This is a genomic window from Streptomyces puniciscabiei (genome assembly GCF_006715785.1).
In the GTDB taxonomy this organism is placed as follows: Bacteria; Actinomycetota; Actinomycetes; order Streptomycetales; family Streptomycetaceae; genus Streptomyces; species Streptomyces puniciscabiei.
The window spans coordinates 2,512,581-2,529,337 of record NZ_VFNX01000001.1 but is presented as its reverse complement, the minus strand read 5'-3'; the positions used below and the strand labels follow the sequence as shown (position 1 = coordinate 2,529,337).

Here is a 16,757-nt window from a genome sequence, read left to right as displayed (position 1 = left end):
GAGGGTGTGGACGCGGCCGTGTGGGGCGCGCTGGCGGCCGGCGCCGCCGGCTCCTCGTCGAGCACGCCTACGGCCCGATGCGCGGCCTGCCGCCCGAGGTGCCGCGCCCCTGCCGCCGTACCGCCGGCCGCGAGGGTGCCCTTCCCGGTCCGGCGCTCTCAGGCCTCGCCTTTCGCCCCTTCAGCCCCCTCTGACCCTTCAGTTTCCTCCAGCCGCCCTGTCCGGCGGGCGTAGGCACGGGCTGCGCGAGCGCGGTCGCCGCAGCGGGTGGAGCACCAGTGGCGGCGGCCGTGACGGACCAGGTAGCGGTTGCAGGGAGGAGAGCCGCAGGCGGTGAGGCGGTCTGCGTCGGCGCCGGTGAGCAGGTCGGCGGCGTCGGAGGCGAGGGCGGCGAGGGCGTGCTCGAGGATCTGGGTGGTGGGGTGGGTCGTCGCACGGTACGGGCCCCGCTCCGGGGACCAGTGCAGCAGCGCTGCCGCGGGGGCACGGGTGAGCGCGTCGTTGACGGCGTTCAGGGCCCCGGCCGGAGGTGTGTGCCCCTCGACCCGGGCGGCGATCAGCGACCGGAGATGCTCGCGCAGGGAGCGCAGCTCGGCCGCGCAGGTCTCCCGCAGTCCGGCGTCGGCGGGCGCGAGCCCGTGCGCGGTGAGCCACAGGTTCGCGGCCGCGGGAGTGGCGAGCAGGTCGGTGTACTGGCCGCCGGGCAGGGTGACCGCGCTGTTGGCGAGGTCGAGCGCGGCGTGCTGTTCCGCTCCCGGCGCGGGTGGCAGCCCCATGTCGTCGGTCAGGTTTCCCTTCACATGACTCATGGTACGGCTTGCCTTTATCCGTGAGGCCGGGCTAGCTTCTTCTCACGGACAGCACTCGATTCAAGCGTGAGGATTCGCCATGACCGCTCCTGCCGAGCCGATTCCCGTGCGCGTGCTCGGTGGCCCCACCGTCCTCATCGAGTACGGCGGCCTCCGCCTCCTTACCGACCCCACCTTCGACACCCCGGGCGACTACCCGCGCGGCGGCGGCCGGTTCCTCACCAAGACCGCCCCGCCCCGCCTGCCCCGGGCCGACCTCGGGCCCATCGACGTCGTCCTGCTCTCCCATGACGAGCACCCCGACAACCTCGACCACTCCGGCCGGGCCCTGCTCGCCGACGTGCCGCGCACCCTCACCACGGGCGGCGGCGCCACCCGCCTCGGCGGCACCGCACGGGGCCTCGCCCCCTGGCAGTCGGTCGAGCTGCCCCGGCCCGACGGAGGCACCCTCACCGTCACCGCCGCGCCCGCCCTGCACGGACCCGACGGTGCCGACGCGGTCATCGGCGAGGTCATCGGCTTCGTCCTCACCTCCGCCGACCTGCCCACCGTCTATGTCAGTGGCGACAACGCCTCCCTGGAGCTGGTCGAGGAGGTCGCCGACCGCTTCGGCCCCGTGGACACCGCGGTGCTGTTCGCAGGGGCGCCCCGCATCCCGGGCATCCTCGAAGGCGCCCTCCTCGTCCTCGACGGCGCGGGGACGGCCACCGCCGCCCGGCTGCTCGGCGCCCGCCGGGTGGTCCCGGCCCACTGTGACAGCTGGGCCCACTTCACGGAGAGCCGCGCGGACGTGGCGAAGGCGTTCGAGGCCGCGGGTCTCGCGGACCGGCTCCGGCCGGCCTGACCGCGAAGGGCCCTCGGGGCCCCGGGGCCGTGCAGCAGTACCGTGCGGCCGCCGAAGGACGCCCGTTCGGCGTCGACCCGTCGGTCGGGTGCCGCGGTCGGTGCCAGCAGCGGGAACTCCTCGGGCGCCGGCGCGGAGACGGCCCGCGTGCCCGTGCCCGACGGGCAGCCGGGCCCGGCTCCCCCTCCGACGCCGCCCTGCGACTGCTCGCCAGGGCGGCGGTGCACCCCCTCAAGACCGTGCCGAAGGCTGTCTGACCCCGAGGACGTCGAGCATCGCCCGGGTCGCCGGGCTGGGGTTGAACCGGCTCCAGGCCAGGTACTCCAGGCGTCGCGGTCCGTCGGCCACCGGAACCAGGGCCAGCCGGGGATCGTCCTCGGCGAGCGGCCGGATGAACGCCGACGGCAGCAGGGCGATGCCGAGCCCGCGCCCGATGAGCCGGGTGATCAGCTCCACGACAGCCGCCTCGTACGCGACGTCACGGGACAGGCCCGCGGCGGCGAACGCCCGGTCGGACTGGGCGCGGGCGGGCGTCCCGGCCACGAAGTCCACGAAGGTCTCGCCGGCGATGTCCGCCAGTGTGACCCGGGAGGCGCCGGCCAGCCGATGCCCGGCCGGCACCACCAGGACGTGCCGGTCGTGATCGAGCACGACGGTCTCCACACCGGCCGGCCGCTCACCCTCCGGCAGGCCCAGGAAGGCGATGTCCAGCTCCCCGGCGCGGATCGCCGCCACCATCTCGTCACTGCGGCTGGACCGCAGCACCACCCGGACCTCCGGGTGCCGGGCGCGGTACCGCTGGAGCAGCTCCGGTACGTCGACGGCGGCCGTGGTCACGATCACGCCCACCGCCAGCCGCCCGCGCACCACGCCGGTCGCCGCGGCGGCGTCCGCGACCGCGCGGTCGGCGGCGGCCAGGCACTCGCGCGCGCCCACCAGGAACGCCGCGCCGGCGCCGGTCAGTTCCACCCGGCGGCTGGACCGGGCGAACAGCCGCACCCCCAACTCCCGCTCCAGCGCGGCGATCCGATGGCTCAGCGCGGACTGCACCACCTCACACCGCTCCGCGGCACGCGTGAAGTTGAGGGTGTCGGCGACGGCGACGACGTAACGCAGCTGCTGGAGGTCCACGCGATCAATCGTTCTCCTTCATGGCTGCGATGACAACCATGCGTTGGAATCATGAGCCCTCGCGCCGACACTTCCCCCATGCATCGGCACAAGACACAGGCGACGACCGTCCTGCTCACCGCGCTCGCTCCCGCGTCCTGGGGCACCACCTACGTGGTCACCACGCGGCTGCTCCCGCCCGGGCATCCCCTGTTCGCGGGCCTGATGCGGGCCCTGCCCGCCGGACTGGTCGCGCTGGCGATCACCCGGGTGCCGCCGCGCGGAAAGTGGTGGTGGAGGACCGCGGTCCTCGGCGTGCTCAACATCGGCGCCATGCCCCTGCTGTTCGTGGCGGCCGAACGCCTGCCCGGCGGTGTGGCCGCCACCCTCGGCGCCGCCCAGCCGCTGCTGGTCGCCGGCCTCGGTCTGGCGCTGCTGCACGACCGGCCCACGGCCTGGCGGCTGACCTGGGGTGTGCTCGGCCTGCTCGGCGTCGGGCTCGTCGTGCTCGGACCACAGGCCCGGCTGGACGCCGTCGGCGTGCTCGCCGGCCTCGGTCATACGGCGATGATGGCCGCCGGGATCGTCCTCACCAAGCGCTGGGGCCGGCCGCCAGGCGTCGGTCCGCTCGCCCTGGCCGGGTGGCAACTGACCGCCGGGGGAGTGCTGTTGCTGCCGCTCACCCTGGCCGTCGAAGGGGTGCCGCAGCGGATCGACGCGGGCGCCGCCGGCGGCTATCTGTGGCTCGGCAGCATGGGCGGACTGATCGCGTACACCCTGTGGTTCCGCGGGATCGGCAGGCTGCCGGTCGCCGCGTCCGCCCCGCTGGTGCTGCTGTCCCCGCTGGTCGCGACCGTCACCGGCATCGCACTCGGCGAGTCGCTCAGCCTGCCGCAGACCCTCGGCTTCGCCCTGGCGCTGACCGCGCTGGTGACCGCGCAACTCGGTCCCACGGGACCCCGGACGAAAGAGGACAAGCCCGATGAGGACAGGTTCGATGACGCTCACCGTGCTCGGAGCCACCGGGATGGTCGGCACCCGGGTGGCCGGCGAGGCGAGGACGCGCGGACACCGCGTGCGGGCGCTGTCCCGGAAACCGCCGGCGAGCGGCGACCCTGACCTGACGCCGGTCGCGGTGGACGTGACCGACCCGCGCGCCGTACCGCTGGCGCTGACCGGCTCCGACGCCGTCGTCCTGGCCGTACGGACGTTCCCGGCCGACGAGGAGTTCCTGGTCGGCGCCACCCGTACCGTGCTGGACGCCGCCGCACGGCTCGGCATCCGCGTCCTCGTGATCGGCGGCGCCGGCGCCCTGCGCAGCCCCGGTGACCGGGAGCTGCTGGTCGCCGACAACCCCGTGTACGTGCCTGCCGAGTGGCATGCCGTGGCCGCCGCCGGAGTCGCCCAACTGCGCGCCTGCCAGGCCCACGCCACCGCCGACTGGGTCTACCTCAGCCCACCGGCCGTACTGGAACCCGGCACGCGCACCGGCGACTACCGGCGGGGCACCGACACCCTGCTCCGCGGCGCCGACGGGGAGTCCCGCATCAGCGCCGAGGACCTGGCGGTCGCGGCGCTGGACGAACTCGAACGCCCTGGAACCGACCGCCACTTCACGGTCGTGGAGACGGACCGCTGATCCATGCCCCCTAGTCCATGTCCACCGGCCCGTCGTCCGACTTCCGGTCCTTGCCCGAGCGCAGCTGGAGCAGGCCGTTGACGTCGCCCCTCGGGCCCTGGCCGTCCTTGTCCTGGCCCAGGCCCTGCCGGACCGAGTCGAGGATGGTCAGACCCTGGGACACCAGTCCGGCCGCGATCTCGCCGAGGCCGTCCGCGCCGTTCAGGACGTTGACGTTGGCGCCGGACAGGCCGCCGGCGGCCTCCTTCACGATCTGCGGGAGCTGGTCGATGAGCATCCGGTCCAGCGCGACCCGGTCGTAGGAGGCCGCGGCCTCCGCCTGGATCTTCATGCGCTGGGCCTCGGCGGCGGCGAGGATCCTGACCCGCTCGGCCTCCGCCTCGGCGGGCTTGACGACCTCGGCGACCAGCTGCTGCTGGCGCAACTTCGCCTGCCGCTCGGCCAGTTCGGTCTGCGCGGCGAGCACCTCCTGCTGGGCGTGCGCCTGGGCGAGCGGTCCGGCCTGCGCGGCCTGCGCCTGGGCGCGGTCCACCTCAGCCGAGTACTCGGCCTTGACGATGGCGGTCTGCCGGGCGTACTCGGCCTGCTTGCGGGCCGCCGCCTGCTCCGCCTCGACCGCGGCCTGGGTGGCCTGCGCCTGGGCGATCTGGGCCTGCCGCTGGATGGCCGCCTTGTGCGGGGCGGACATGGCGTCGATGTAGCCGGTGTCGCCGTCGTCGATCGACTGGATCTGCAGCGAGTCGACGATCAGGCCGATCTTCGCCATCTCCGTCTTGGAGGTGTCCAGGACCTCGGCGGCCAGCTTCTGCCGCTCGGTGACGATCTCCTCGACCGTCATCGAGCCGATGATCGCCCGGAGGTGGCCGGCGAAGATCCGGCCGGTGAGCACCGACATCTGCTCCTGGTCGGAGAGGAAGCGCTGGCCGGCGTTGATGATGCTCTCGTGGTCGTTGCCGACCTTGAAGGCGATGACGGCGCGGACGTGCAGCGAGATGCCCTGCTTGGTCACACAGGTCTCGGTGACCTCGGCCTCACACATGGAGAGGGTGAGGAAGCGGACCTTGCGGAAGACGGGGAGGACGAACTTTCCATGGCCCGTCACCACTCGGAACGGCGCGCCCCCCAGTCCCCGCCGGCCCCCCGAGATCAACATCGCCTCGTCGGGAGCGGGAACGCGGTATCCGAACATGCTTGTACTCCTCAGCCTGCGCCGGCGGCCTCTCCGCCGAGCGCGTCCAATGGATCCACCCACTCGATGACGCCGACCTCTCGGCATCCCCGTGATTCGATCACGAGGACCGTGGCGCCCGCGGGCAGGGGATCCTCGGACCACGCCAGGAAGGTCTCGGAGCCACCTCGAACCCGCACCAGGACCTCACCGGGGCCCGCGGTACCCCGCGTCCCGATGAGCACCTTGCCCGTGCAGCCGACCACGGCCTCGTCCTGCGGCATCACCGGCCGTCCTCCTCGTCCTGGCCTGAGAATTCCGACGATAGACCTGCAGCGGCCGGTTCCCAACGGCTGGGTCGGCACGGGAGGGACAGCGGGCGCGGGTGCGGCCTGGAGCCGGGCCGCAAGAGACGGGTACGACTCCGCTCCCTACGGAGTGAATCACCGGGTGGCGGGGACGCTACGGCGCCGTGGGCCATCCGTGGTCACCCAGCCGGCCCACCTCGAAGCCCCGTTCCGCGCAGGTGTCGAGGATGCGGGGCAGGGCACCGAGGGCCGAGTGCCAGGCGCCCGGGGCGGAGGTGCAGTCGGAGTCGTGGAGCAGGATGGTTCCGCCGCCGTCGAGGTCGCGGGTGACCGTGCGGTGGACGGATTCGGGGGTGGCCCGGGCCGTCCAGTCCTCGCCCCAGCAGGTCCACAGCACCGGCGTGAGGCCGAGTCGGCGGGCCGCCAGGTGCGCGGCGGTCGACATGACGCCGTACGGCGGCCGGAACAGCGTGGGCCGCCGCCCGGTGATCGCGGCGACCGTGTCGCGGGCGCGGGCGAAGTCGTCGTAGGTGGCCCGCGGGCCGCGCAGGAGCAGCGGGCGGTGCAGCCAGCCGTGGACGCCGATCTCGTGGCCGGCGGCGGCGATCTCGCGGACCAGACCGGGTGCGTGGTGGGCCTGCGTGCCGAGCAGGAAGAAGGTGGCGCGCACCCCGCGCTCGGCCAGCAGCCGCAGGAAGTGCGGGGTGGAGCCGGGGTCGGGGCCGTCGTCGAAGGTCAGGGCGATGTGGTCCGGGCGGCCTCGGCCGGACAGGCGGGGCAGGGTGCGGTTGCGCAGGGGGCCGAACGTCGAGACGACGGGCGCGGCGTGGGCGGCGGCCAGCACGGGCAGGGCGGTCAGGGCGGCGGTGCGCAGGGTACGGGCGGCGGTCACGAGTGGTGGCTTTCCGGGCGGGGTCGGTGGTGCGGGGCGTCGTCGGGGGTGAGGGCGATGTGGTCCGGGCGGCCTCGGCCGGACAGGCGGGGCAGGGTGCGGTTGCGCAGGGGGCCGAACGTCGAGACGACGGGCGCGGCGTGGGCGGCGGCCAGCATGGGCAGGGCGGTCAGGGCGGCGGTGCGCAGGGTGCGGGCGGCGGTCACGAGTGGTGGCTTTCCGGGCGGGGTCCGTGGTGCCGGGCGAGGTCGTCCAGGTCGAGGCCGTGGCCGATGGTGCGGGCGAGACCCGGGCCGTCGTACGCCGTCGCGGCTCCCGTGCCGACGGCGCACGCCCACACCGCGCACGCGACGGCGACCGTCGTGGCGAGCCGTCGGGGGGCCGGGCGCCGCCGGGCCGCGGGGCGGTGGCCCGGCTGTGGCGGCCCGGCACGGTGCACGCGGGCTATCTCGGCCGCCGGGCCCTCGTCCGGAGCCCCGGCGAACAGGGCGAGGCCCGTCTCGCGCTGGAGCGTTCCGCGCGGGCCGTCGATCAGGTCGTGCAGTACGGCCTTGAGGTCGGCCGGCTCGCGGATCCAGACGGCCGCGCCCGCTTCGTCCAGGGCGGCGGCGTTGGTCAGGCCGTGGCCGGGTATGCAGCGGTAGCTGGCCACGGGCAGGCCCGCGGCGAAGGCCTCCAGGGAGGTGAGCCCGCCGGCGTTCTGCACCAGGACGTCGGCGGCGTGCATGAGGCCGGGCATGTCGTCCACCCAGCCGTGGACGTGCTCGATGCCGTCGGCGCGCAGCTGCTCGGCCAGGGCCTCGTTGCGGCCGCAGACGACAACCGGTACGGCGGCGCCGCAGTCGCGCACCTCCCGGGCCACCTTCCGGACCGGGCCGACCCCCCAGGACCCGGCGACCAGCAGGGCGAGCGGGGCGTGCGGCGGCAGCCCGAACCGGGCCCGGGCGCGGTCGCGTTCCGCTCGGCCGCAGGGCCTGAACCGCGGGTCGGTGACCGGCCCGCACACCCGTACGTCCGCCGCTCCGGCGGCCCGTGCCTGGGCGGCGGGCACGGCGTGGGCCGCGAGGTGGACGTCCACGCCGTCCGCCACCCACAGGGGATGCACCGAGAAGTCGGTCAGGTAGGTGAGGACCGGGGCGGTCAGCCGCCCGGACCGGCGCAGGTTGCCCAGCACCCGGCTGGCCCCTGGATAGGTGGAGACGACCGCGCCGGTGCCCGGGGTCAGGGCGCGCAGCACCCGGGCCTCGGCGGAGCGCAGCAGTGCGCGTGCCGCCGGGCCGCCGCCACCGGCGCGCTCGGTGCCGGCGTAGACCCGCTGGTAGGCCCAAGGTGCCCGGACGAGCATCCGGTGGTAGCCCTCCTGGACGGCGCGGCCGAGCCGGGCGGGCAGCAGGTCCAGCAGGTCGTGCCGGTCGACGGTGAAGCCGTCCGCGTCGAGGCGGCGGGCGAGTTCGGCGGCGGCGCCGTCGTGGCCCGCGCCGACGCTCGCGGAGATGATCGCGATCCGGCCGGCGGGCGTCGCCCCGCTCCGGGGGCACGGTACGGAGCCCACGGGTGCGGGCACGGGAAGGGTGCGTCCGGCGTAGGGCATGGGCTGGTCCTCCGGCCGTCGGGAGAGCTGGGGCTCTACAAGATGTAGTAGTTCGCGTGTCGAAGCCCGGAGCATACCTCCTACAACTAGTAGGAGGTGACCGGGTAGCCTGTCCTGGCCGAAGCGAGGAAGGACGGACGGTGAACGACCCGAAGAACCCGGACACCTCTGGCCGGCGTGCGCGCGGCGAGCTGGAGAGCGATGTGCTGGCCGCGCTGTGGGCCGCCGACGGCCCGCTGACCGCCCGCCAGGTCCTTCAGCGGCTGCCGGGCGGCCTGGCGTACACCACCGTCCTGACGATCCTGTCCCGCCTGCACGACAAGGGCATGCTCGTCCGGCACCGCGAGGGCCGCGGATTCGCCTACGCGCCGGTCCGGGACGAGGCCTCGGACACGGCCCGGCGCATGCGGTCACTGCTGGAGAAGGGCTCCGACCGCGAGGCGGTGCTGACCCGCTTCGTGTCCGAACTCTCCGCGGCGGACGAGCAGTTGCTGCACCAGCTGCTGTCCGAGCACGAGGCTCGGGGCGAGGGCTCCGACGGGAGGCGGTGAGCCGGTGCTGATCAGCGTCTACGTCCCGTTCGCCGTCACGGCGGTCCTCACGCTGCTCGCGCCCCGTCTCGCACGACGGCTCACCCCGCGCCCCGCCGCCTGGGCACTGGCCTGCGCCGCGCTCGTCACCGCGATCGGCTGGACCGGCTCCCTCGCCCTGCTGGCCTTCACCGGCATCGCGCAGATCCCCGAGGTCGCGGCCGAGGGCCACTGGTCGGTGACCGCGCTGCGCGCCGAGGACCCGGTGTATCTCGTCGTCGCGGTCGTCAGCACGTGGGTCCTGGCCGCGAGCGTCGTCTCGCTGGGCGTGGCCGCCCTCCGCCAGGTGCGCCAGGTGGTGCGGACGCGTCGGGAGTGCGCCGGGCTGCGCGGTGGCACGGAGCTGGCCGTGCTCGACGACGAAGCCCCGCTGGCCTTCGCCCTGCCCGGCAGGCCCGGACGGATCGTGGTCTCCCGGGGCATGCTGCGCTGTCTCGGCGACGACGAGCGCGAGGCCCTGCTGGCGCACGAGCGGGCCCATCTGCGCGGCAGGCACCACCTCTTCCTGAGCCTGTGGCGGCTCACGGCCGCCCTGAACCCGCTGCTGCGTCCCCTGGCCGGCACGGGCGCCTTCGTCCTGGAGCGCTGGGCCGACGAGGAGGCCGCCGCGCAGCTCGGGGACCGGTCGGTGGTCGCCCGCGCGGTCGGCCACGCCGCCCTCGCGACCGCCGGCGCGCCCCGCCCCGCCCTCGCCGTGACCGGCGGGGAGGTGCCCCAGCGGGTACGGGCCCTGCTGGCACCGCCACCCGCCCGCCGCAGCCTGCCCTTCCTGGCCGGCGCCCTGCTGCTGACCGTCTGCTGCGCGAGCCTGGCCAACGCCGCCTCCGACAGCGACCGCATGGTCGACAGCGCGAAGCGAGCCCAGTGCGCGGCACTCATGGACACCGCGAGCGCATCACCGGTGGCCGGCCCCCGGCACGCCCCCGGCTTCTGCTGCCCTCACCACGGCGAGCGCGGCGAACACGGCGAGCACCGCCGGGACAGCACCGGCTGACCGGCGTACGACCCAGCGGAGGATGAGGGGTCAGGCATCCGTGGCAGGGCGCGGTTCGCCGCGGAAGACCTGTCGCGTGTGCCGGCCGCGGTGAGCTTCGGCAAGGGGGCGCGAGCCGGGCCGGGGCCGATGAGTGGGCGGCCTCCAGTCCGACCGGTACCGCGCCGATCCCGCCGTCGTATCCGCAGAAGGCGCACCGGTACTCGTAGGCGGTCGGCATCGGTTCCCGCATCCTCCGCAGCAATCGCGCGATTCTGCCGAGCCGGTCCGGTTCGCGTCGCAGGGTCGCTCTCCGGTCCGGCGCGACCCGGACGGTGGCGCCCGTCTCGCCAAGGTCCCGTACTCCGCTGCCGGGGCTGCCCGGTCCGCGATCGGTGCGAACCTCCTGGCCGGGGGCGTACAGGAGCAGCAGCGGCTTGTGCGGAGAGTGCGTTCCGCCCTTGGTCCACTGCCCCAGTCCTGCCGGCTCCGGTGGCCGGGCCGCGTCCGCCTCGGACCGTTCCGGGGTGAGGTTCAGCGGACCCCGGCTGCCGCCTCGGTGGTGGCCGGGGTGTCACGCAGGCCGAGGCGCAGGTGTTCGACGTGGTGGAGGGCCTGCTCCAGGAGGTCGGCCACGTGGTTGTCGTAGAGGGCGTAGATGACCGAGCGGCCCCGGCGTTCGGTCGTGACCAGGCCGAGGTTGCGCAGCAGGCGCAGTTGGTGGGAGCAGGCGGACTGTTCCATGCCGACGGCGTCGGCGAGTTCCGTCGCCGCGCAGGGGCCCTCCTGGAGGCGGGCCAGGATCCGCAGGCGGGACGGTGTGGCGAGCGCCTGGAGCGTGGCGGCGACGTCGGCGGCGCCCACGGTCTCCAGGCGCTCGCGCGCGGTGGCGGTGGTCTTTCCGTCAGCTCCGTGGCCCATGGCCTTCATCCTACGGAGAAGCATCCATGAACGCATGAATGCTTCTTCATTCAATCCTGTACGGTGGGAGGAGCGGCGCCGGATTCCCGGCTGCCCGCGAGCATGCCCCGCTCCCGTGAAGGACTCCCTGATGACCTCCACACTCGCGCCGGCCCCGGTCGACCGGACCGCCTCCGCGCGCGACACCGCCGCGCCCCGGCGCCGTACCCGTGTCCTCGCGCTGCCGGAGGCCCGCTGGGCGGCGGCCGCCCTCGTCCTCTTCCTGATCGCGCTGCCCTTGCAGCTGACCGGCGCCCCGGCGTGGTCCTGGGGTCCGCTGTACGTCCTGACCTACGCGGCCGGTGGCTGGGAGCCGGGCTGGGCCGGCCTTCAGGCACTGCGGGAGAAGACGCTGGACGTGGACCTGCTGATGGTCGTCGCGGCGCTCGGAGCCGCGGCGATCGGGCAGGTGACGGACGGTGCCCTCCTGATCGTCATCTTCGCCACGTCAGGTGCGCTGGAGGCCCTGGCCACCGCGCGCACGGCCGACTCCGTGCGCGGCTTGCTGGATCTCGCGCCGGCCACGGCCACCCGTGTCGACGCCGACGGCGCTGAGGAGACCGTCGCCGTCGAGAAGCTGACTGTCGGCGACACGATCCTGGTGCGGCCCGGCGAGCGTGTCGGCGCCGACGGCCGCGTGCTGGACGGTGCGAGCGACGTCGACCAGGCGACCATCACCGGTGAGCCGCTGCCCGTGGCGAAGGTGGAGGGCGATGAGGTCTTCGCCGGCACCTTGAACGGCACCGGCGCCCTGCGCGTCCGCGTCGAGCGGGACGCCTCCGACACAGTGATCGCCCGAATCGTGCGCATGGTGGAGGAGGCGTCCGGGACGAAGGCGCCGACCCAGCTGTTCATCGAGAAGGTCGAACAGCGCTACTCGCTGGGCATGGTGGCCGCGACGCCGGCCGTCTTCCTCGTCCCGCTCGCCTTCGGCGCCGCCCTGACCGGCTCGCTGCTGCGGGCGATGACCTTCATGATCGTGGCCTCGCCGTGCGCGGTCGTGCTGGCGACCATGCCGCCGCTGCTGTCGGCGATCGCCAACTGCGGCCGTCACGGCGTGCTGGTGAAGTCCGCGGTGGTCATGGAGCGGCTCGGTGAGATCGACGCGGTGGTGCTCGACAAGACCGGCACGCTGACCGAGGGCACGCCGCGCGTCACCGACGTACGGCCGTCGACCGGCTCCGGCCTGGACGAGACGGAGCTGCTGAGGCTCGCCGCCGCGGCCGAGCACCCCAGCGAGCACCCGCTGGCCCGGGCGGTGGTGGAGGCGGCGCGCGAGCGAGGGCTCGCCCTGCCGGGGGCGGAGGACTTCGACTCCACACCCGGCATCGGCGTGACCGCCACCGTCGACGGACGCAAGATCGCCGTCGGCACCCCTGCCCGGCTGCTCGCCGATGCCACCCACCCCGACTCCGGGCGCGCGGCGGCTGTGGCGGGCGCACTGGAGGACGGCGGCCGGACCGCCGTCCTGGTCACGGCGGACGGCGCTCCGGCGGGCGTGCTCGCCATCGCCGACCGCCTGCGTGCCGACGCCACCACCACGGTCTCCGCGCTGTCCTCGCTGACCGGTACCACGCCGCTGCTGCTGACCGGCGACAACCCGCGCGCCGCCGCACGCCTGGCCGCCGAGGTCGGCATCGAGGACGTGCGGGCCGGCCTGCTGCCGCAGGACAAGGTGGGCGTGGTCAAGGAACTGGAGGGCGCCGGCCGCAAGGTGATGGCCGTCGGCGACGGCGTCAACGACGCCCCGGCGCTCGCCGCCGCCCACACCGGGATCGCGATGGGACGGGCAGGCTCCGACCTGGCCCTGGAGACCGCCGACGCGGTCGTCGTCCGCGACGAACTCGCCACCGTGCCCGCCGTGATCTCCCTGTCCCGCCGGGCCCGGAAGCTCGTCGTGCAGAACCTCGTGATCGCCGGTGTCTTCATCGCGGGCCTGGTGGTGTGGGACCTGGCCGGCACCCTGCCGCTTCCGCTCGGTGTGGCCGGCCACGAGGGCTCCACGGTCATCGTCGGCCTCAACGGGCTGCGGCTGCTGCGCGAGGCTGCCTGGCGGCGGGCGGCCGAGTGAGCCGGCGCAAGGCACCCGTTGCGCAGGCTGCACCCCGGTGCACGGTGACCGTGTGCCGAGGCTGCTGCTGCGGCACCGCCAAGGTCCCCGGCGTCGACCACACCGCCCAACTGGGCACTCTCAAGGCCGAGCTGGCGTCCATCGCCCAGGTTCGCGCGGCCGGCTGCCTCGACGCCTGTGAGCAGGCCAACGTCATCGTCGTACAGCCGTCACCGGCCGGCCGGGCGGCGGGCGGTCGTCCGGTCTGGCTCGGGCTGGTCAACGACCCCGACGCGACCGCCGACATCGCCGCCTGGGTCCGCGACGGCGGCCCCGGTCTCGCCGAACCGCCCGACATCCTCGACCTGTACGAGTTCAGCCCGTCCCGCCGCGTACGCCGGGCCGTCGAAGGCTGACCAACCGGTACAGCAGGGAAGCCACGGGAGGATCTCCGGATCTGCTCCGGGATTACCCTCCGAGGCTGCCCTGGCGGATTCCCGCCGACGTCACCTGGCTGACGGCAGTCGACCACGCACGATCGCGTGTGGGACCCGCGCCGGATACGGCGGTTTGCGCAGGGGGCCGGACCCGAAAGTCCCGCCCAAACCCCACGAAACCCCAGCTCAGGGCCACACCAGGCAATAAGGCTGATGCCCCGCCTCATGCAGCCGATGGCTGAAGTCCTGCCACTCGTGCAGCAGCTGGTACACGTTGAACGCATCCCGTGGCCCGCCCCGGTCCGGGACCGTCGACCAGATGAAGGCCGCCGCGCCGACCGCTTCCTCGCCGATGCCGCGCAGGGGGTCGACGACGGTCATGGGGAGCTTGACGACGGCGTAGTCGGGGTGGAGGACGACCAGTTCCAGGGGCGGGACCTTGTGCAGGGGGACGCCCTCGATGCCGGTCAGCACCATCGCGGCCATGGTCTCCGGCTTGATCTTGGTGAACATGCCGTTCATGCCCAGCTCGTCGCCGCCGAGTTCCTCGGGGCGCATCGAGATGGGGACGCGGGCCGCGGTCGCGCCGTCGGGCGCGCCGAAGTATTTGTATGTCACCCCCACCCGACCACCATTCCTGCTCCCCGCCCTCAGGCGGTCGGCCCGATGGTCGAACCGGCGGTCGGACGGCCGGTCCAGCTGGCTCTCCAGCTGCCGGTCGGTCCGCCGGTCGTACCGCTCGGGCTCACCCGGTACACCCTGTGTCTGACGTGCGTCGCTCTGCCGTGCCTCGCTCGTTTCCTCCGCGTCGCGCCGGTGCCTTCCCCGCCGGGCACGTCGAGGACCCAGGTCATCAGTCCCCTCGCCCAGTCCGCCACCGCGATGCATATCTCCACCCGACTGCTTTTCTAGGACGCGTGGCCCCCGCCGCGCAACCCGATCATCGTGTCAGTGACCTCCCCCACGGCCGCCCGCCGAAACGTGCGGTGGAACAACAGTCCATGGGTTCTTCCCGGCCCCTGAGCATCCTCTGATCATTACGTGCGTAAGAGCTGTGTGTATCAGGTCTCAGTCTCGCAGATGGGACGCGCGCGGTGCCGCGGACCGGAGGTCGCCCGCCCCGCGCCCGGCCCGCGGCCTACCCTGAGGGGGTCACCCAAGTCACCGGAGTCCGAGAAGCCGGAGAAGTCGCACACCATGAGTGCCCTGAGCGAAACGCCCTATCCCTACGACGCGCCGGTCTCCCAGGCGCTCTTCGACCGCGCCTCCGCCGTCACGCCCGGCGGTGTGAACTCCCCGGTGCGCGCCTTCCGTGCCGTCGGCGGCACGCCCCGTTTCATGGTGTCCGGCCGCGGCCCCTACCTGACGGACGCGGACGGCCGGGAGTACGTCGATCTCGTCTGCTCCTGGGGGCCCATGATCCTCGGGCACGCGCACCCCGAGGTCATCGCGGCGGTCCAGGAGGCCGTCGCCCGCGGTACGTCCTTCGGCACGCCCGGTGAGGGCGAGGTCGCGCTCGCCGAGGAGATCGTCGCCCGGGTCGAGCCCGTCGAGCAGGTCCGGCTGGTCAGCAGCGGGACCGAGGCGACCATGAGCGCCATCCGGCTCGCCCGCGGGTTCACCCAGCGGTCCAAGGTGATCAAGTTCGCCGGCTGCTACCACGGCCATGTCGACTCCCTGCTCGCGGCCGCCGGCTCCGGGGTCGCCACCTTCGCCCTGCCGGACACCCCCGGTGTCACCGGTGCGCAGGCCGGCGACACGATCGTGCTGCCGTACAACGATCTCGAGGCCGTGCAGGAGGCCTTCCACCGGCACCCCGGCGAGATCGCCTGCGTGATCACCGAGGCCTCGCCCGGCAACATGGGCGTGGTGCCGCCGGACCCCGGGTTCAACCAGGGGCTGCGGGACGCCTGCCACAAGAACGGCGCCCTCTACATCTCCGACGAGGTGATGACCGGGTTCCGGACCAGCCGCGCCGGGTGGTACGGGGTGGACGGGGTCAGGCCCGACCTCATGACCTTCGGGAAGGTCATGGGCGGCGGCTTCCCCGCCGCCGCCTTCGGGGGGCGGGCCGATGTCATGGCCCACCTCGCCCCCGCGGGCCCCGTGTACCAGGCCGGCACCCTCTCGGGCAACCCCGTCGCCACCGCCGCCGGGCTCGCCCAGCTGCGGCTGCTCGACGACGCCGCGTACGACACCGTGAACGCCGTGTCCGCGCAGATCCAGGGGCTGGTCAGCGAGGCGCTGAGCAAGGAGGGCGTCGCGCACCGGGTGCAGACCGCCTCCAACATGTTCTCCGTGTTCTTCACCGACCGGCAGGTGCGCGACTACGAGGACGCCAAGCGGCAGGAGTCGTTCCGCTTCACCGCGTTCTTCCACTCGTTGCTGTCGAACGGCGTCTACCTGCCGCCGTCGTCCTTCGAGTCCTGGTTCGTGTCCACGGCCCATGACGAGCGGGCCCTCCAGAAGATCGCCGACGCCCTTCCGGCGGCGGCCCGGGCGGCTGCGGAGGCCACCGCGTGAGCAACGACATCAGCAGCAGCGCCGGCAGCAGGGACAAGGACGTCACCGTCGTCCACCTCATGCGGCACGGCGAGGTCGAGAACCCGACCGGGATCCTGTACGGGCGGCTGCCCGGCTACCACCTGTCGGAGCTGGGCCGGCGGATGGCCGACCGGGTCGCCGAGCACCTCGCCCCGCGGGACGTGACCTACGTCTGCGCCTCCCCGCTGGAGCGGGCGCAGGAGACGGCCGGCCCGATCGCCAAGGCGCACGGTCTCGACCTGGACACCGACGAGCGGCTCATCGAGGCCGACAACGTCTTCCAGGGCAAGACCTTCGGCGTCGGCGACGGCGCGCTGCAGCGGCCCGGCAACTGGAAGCACCTCGTCAACCCGTTCCGGCCGTCCTGGGGCGAGCCGTACGTCGACCAGGTCGTGCGGATGATGGGCGCGCTGAACGCGGCCAAGGACGCGGCGCGCGGGCACGAGGCGGTGCTGGTCAGCCACCAGCTGCCGATCTGGATCGTGCGGTCCTACGTCGAGCGGCGGCGCCTGTGGCACGATCCGCGCAAGCGGCAGTGCACGCTGGCCTCCCTGACGTCCTTCACCTACCTCGGCGACAAGATCGTGTCGGTCGGCTACAGCGAGCCCGCCATCGATCTCGTCCCGGCCCATCTGCGGGCCGGTGCCAAGCCGCAGAAGGGCAAGGGCACCGCCCAGGGGAAGGCCTTCGGGGCCTGAGCGGGCCTGCTCGGGCCTGAGCAGGCCGTGGGCGCCGTTTTCTGACGGTCCGTTTGGCGTTGCTTAGGTTACCTTTGCCGCAACTATTGCGAAAAACATAAGAATTATCGGAACCTCCCCGATCGCCGTGTCCTCTGAGTGGGT

The 16,757-nt window shown here is 73.7% G+C and carries 18 protein-coding genes and 1 pseudogene; 9 read left to right on the top strand and 10 right to left on the bottom strand.

The window, feature by feature from the left end:
* Nucleotides 1–158 precede the first annotated feature (158 nt).
* Entirely contained in the window at nt 159–809 is a 651-nt protein-coding gene (locus FB563_RS11505) for a CGNR zinc finger domain-containing protein (RefSeq protein ID WP_055706380.1), read from the bottom strand.
* A 79-nt stretch (nt 810–888) separates the two neighbouring features.
* On the opposite strand from FB563_RS11505, the gene FB563_RS11500 reads away from it, so the two are divergent.
* Nucleotides 889–1,653, top strand: coding sequence for an MBL fold metallo-hydrolase (locus FB563_RS11500; RefSeq protein WP_055706379.1), 765 nt, complete (start codon nt 889–891; stop codon nt 1,651–1,653).
* A 231-nt stretch (nt 1,654–1,884) separates the two neighbouring features.
* Here the strand turns inward: FB563_RS11500 and FB563_RS11495 are convergent, their stop codons facing one another.
* Nucleotides 1,885–2,784, bottom strand: coding sequence for a LysR family transcriptional regulator (locus FB563_RS11495; RefSeq protein WP_055706378.1), 900 nt, complete (start codon nt 2,782–2,784; stop codon nt 1,885–1,887).
* A 78-nt stretch (nt 2,785–2,862) separates the two neighbouring features.
* On the opposite strand from FB563_RS11495, the gene FB563_RS11490 reads away from it, so the two are divergent.
* Nucleotides 2,863–3,882 carry an EamA family transporter gene (locus FB563_RS11490; protein ID WP_234357764.1) on the top strand — a complete coding sequence of 340 codons (1,020 nt, stop codon included), beginning with the start codon at nt 2,863–2,865 and terminating at the stop codon, nt 3,880–3,882.
* Nucleotides 3,791–4,402, top strand: a complete 612-nt coding sequence (locus FB563_RS11485; RefSeq protein WP_234357766.1) for an NAD(P)-dependent oxidoreductase — start codon at nt 3,791–3,793, stop codon at nt 4,400–4,402. The genes FB563_RS11490 and FB563_RS11485 overlap by 92 nt, the downstream gene beginning before the upstream one ends.
* Nucleotides 4,403–4,412: 10 nt before the next feature.
* Here FB563_RS11485 and FB563_RS11480 read toward each other — a convergent pair whose 3' ends face one another.
* The 5 genes from FB563_RS11480 to FB563_RS11460 form a co-directional block, all read right to left on the bottom strand.
* Entirely contained in the window at nt 4,413–5,591 is a 1,179-nt protein-coding gene (locus tag FB563_RS11480) for an SPFH domain-containing protein (RefSeq protein ID WP_055706376.1), read from the bottom strand.
* An 11-nt stretch (nt 5,592–5,602) separates the two neighbouring features.
* The gene (locus FB563_RS11475; RefSeq protein WP_055706375.1) at nt 5,603–5,854 is read right to left on the bottom strand and encodes a hypothetical protein; all 252 of its coding nucleotides are present in this window, start codon (nt 5,852–5,854) and stop codon (nt 5,603–5,605) included.
* Nucleotides 5,855–6,032: 178 nt separating this feature from the next.
* Complete coding sequence (locus FB563_RS11470; protein ID WP_055706374.1) at nt 6,033–6,770, bottom strand: polysaccharide deacetylase family protein; 738 nt, start codon at nt 6,768–6,770, stop codon at nt 6,033–6,035.
* Nucleotides 6,767–6,976, bottom strand: a complete 210-nt coding sequence (locus FB563_RS11465) for a hypothetical protein (RefSeq protein WP_142218623.1) — start codon at nt 6,974–6,976, stop codon at nt 6,767–6,769. Before FB563_RS11465 ends, FB563_RS11470 begins: the two co-directional genes overlap by 4 nt.
* Nucleotides 6,973–8,361, bottom strand: a complete 1,389-nt coding sequence (locus FB563_RS11460) for a glycosyltransferase (protein ID WP_055706373.1) — start codon at nt 8,359–8,361, stop codon at nt 6,973–6,975. Before FB563_RS11460 ends, FB563_RS11465 begins: the two co-directional genes overlap by 4 nt.
* A gap of 140 nt (nt 8,362–8,501) precedes the next feature.
* Here FB563_RS11460 and FB563_RS11455 point away from each other — a divergent pair, with 140 nt between their 5' ends.
* Both FB563_RS11455 and FB563_RS11450 read left to right on the top strand, forming a co-directional pair.
* Nucleotides 8,502–8,912, top strand: coding sequence for a BlaI/MecI/CopY family transcriptional regulator (locus tag FB563_RS11455; protein ID WP_055706372.1), 411 nt, complete (start codon nt 8,502–8,504; stop codon nt 8,910–8,912).
* A 4-nt stretch (nt 8,913–8,916) separates the two neighbouring features.
* Complete coding sequence (locus tag FB563_RS11450) at nt 8,917–9,945, top strand: M56 family metallopeptidase (protein ID WP_055706371.1); 1,029 nt, start codon at nt 8,917–8,919, stop codon at nt 9,943–9,945.
* 30 nt (nt 9,946–9,975) lie between these two features.
* Here FB563_RS11450 and FB563_RS43960 read toward each other — a convergent pair.
* Both FB563_RS43960 and FB563_RS11440 read right to left on the bottom strand, forming a co-directional pair.
* Nucleotides 9,976–10,462: pseudogene (locus FB563_RS43960) on the bottom strand (hypothetical protein).
* On the bottom strand, nt 10,459–10,845 hold the full coding sequence (locus tag FB563_RS11440; RefSeq protein ID WP_055706370.1) for an ArsR/SmtB family transcription factor: 387 nt from the start codon (nt 10,843–10,845) through the stop codon (nt 10,459–10,461). Before FB563_RS11440 ends, FB563_RS43960 begins: the two are co-directional and overlap by 4 nt.
* Before the next feature lie 130 nt (nt 10,846–10,975).
* Between FB563_RS11440 and FB563_RS11435 the strand changes: the two genes are divergently transcribed.
* A complete protein-coding gene (locus FB563_RS11435; RefSeq protein ID WP_055706369.1) occupies nt 10,976–12,955 on the top strand; it encodes a heavy metal translocating P-type ATPase in 1,980 nt (659 codons plus the stop codon).
* A complete protein-coding gene (locus FB563_RS11430; RefSeq protein WP_055706368.1) occupies nt 12,952–13,350 on the top strand; it encodes a hypothetical protein in 399 nt (132 codons plus the stop codon). The genes FB563_RS11435 and FB563_RS11430 overlap by 4 nt, the downstream gene beginning before the upstream one ends.
* A 207-nt stretch (nt 13,351–13,557) precedes the next feature.
* Here FB563_RS11430 and FB563_RS11425 read toward each other — a convergent pair whose 3' ends face one another.
* Nucleotides 13,558–13,995, bottom strand: coding sequence for a hypothetical protein (locus tag FB563_RS11425; RefSeq protein ID WP_003974483.1), 438 nt, complete (start codon nt 13,993–13,995; stop codon nt 13,558–13,560).
* A 582-nt stretch (nt 13,996–14,577) separates the two neighbouring features.
* Between FB563_RS11425 and hemL the strand changes: the two genes are divergently transcribed.
* Both hemL and FB563_RS11410 read left to right on the top strand, forming a co-directional pair.
* Complete coding sequence (hemL, locus tag FB563_RS11415; protein WP_055706416.1) at nt 14,578–15,894, top strand: glutamate-1-semialdehyde 2,1-aminomutase; 1,317 nt, start codon at nt 14,578–14,580, stop codon at nt 15,892–15,894.
* A gap of 59 nt (nt 15,895–15,953) precedes the next feature.
* Nucleotides 15,954–16,613: a histidine phosphatase family protein gene (locus tag FB563_RS11410; RefSeq protein WP_055706415.1), complete on the top strand. Its 660-nt coding sequence runs from the start codon at nt 15,954–15,956 to the stop codon at nt 16,611–16,613.
* The last annotated feature ends 144 nt before the right edge of the window (nt 16,614–16,757 follow it).

Bases quoted from the DNA above. Each gene is read 5' to 3' on its own strand.
- FB563_RS11435 (WP_055706369.1), top strand. From the start codon at position 10,976: ATGACCTCCACACTCGCGCCGGCCCCGGTCGACCGGACCGCCTCCGCG.
- FB563_RS11460 (WP_055706373.1), bottom strand. From the start codon at position 8,361: ATGCCCTACGCCGGACGCACCCTTCCCGTGCCCGCACCCGTGGGCTCC.
- FB563_RS11505 (WP_055706380.1), bottom strand. From the start codon at position 809: ATGAGTCATGTGAAGGGAAACCTGACCGACGACATGGGGCTGCCACCC.
- FB563_RS11500 (WP_055706379.1), top strand. From the start codon at position 889: ATGACCGCTCCTGCCGAGCCGATTCCCGTGCGCGTGCTCGGTGGCCCC.
- FB563_RS11440 (WP_055706370.1), bottom strand. From the start codon at position 10,845: ATGGGCCACGGAGCTGACGGAAAGACCACCGCCACCGCGCGCGAGCGC.
- FB563_RS11410 (WP_055706415.1), top strand. From the start codon at position 15,954: ATGCGGCACGGCGAGGTCGAGAACCCGACCGGGATCCTGTACGGGCGG.
- FB563_RS11475 (WP_055706375.1), bottom strand. From the start codon at position 5,854: ATGCCGCAGGACGAGGCCGTGGTCGGCTGCACGGGCAAGGTGCTCATC.
- FB563_RS11490 (WP_234357764.1), top strand. From the start codon at position 2,863: ATGCATCGGCACAAGACACAGGCGACGACCGTCCTGCTCACCGCGCTC.
- FB563_RS11480 (WP_055706376.1), bottom strand. From the start codon at position 5,591: ATGTTCGGATACCGCGTTCCCGCTCCCGACGAGGCGATGTTGATCTCG.
- FB563_RS11485 (WP_234357766.1), top strand. From the start codon at position 3,791: ATGGTCGGCACCCGGGTGGCCGGCGAGGCGAGGACGCGCGGACACCGC.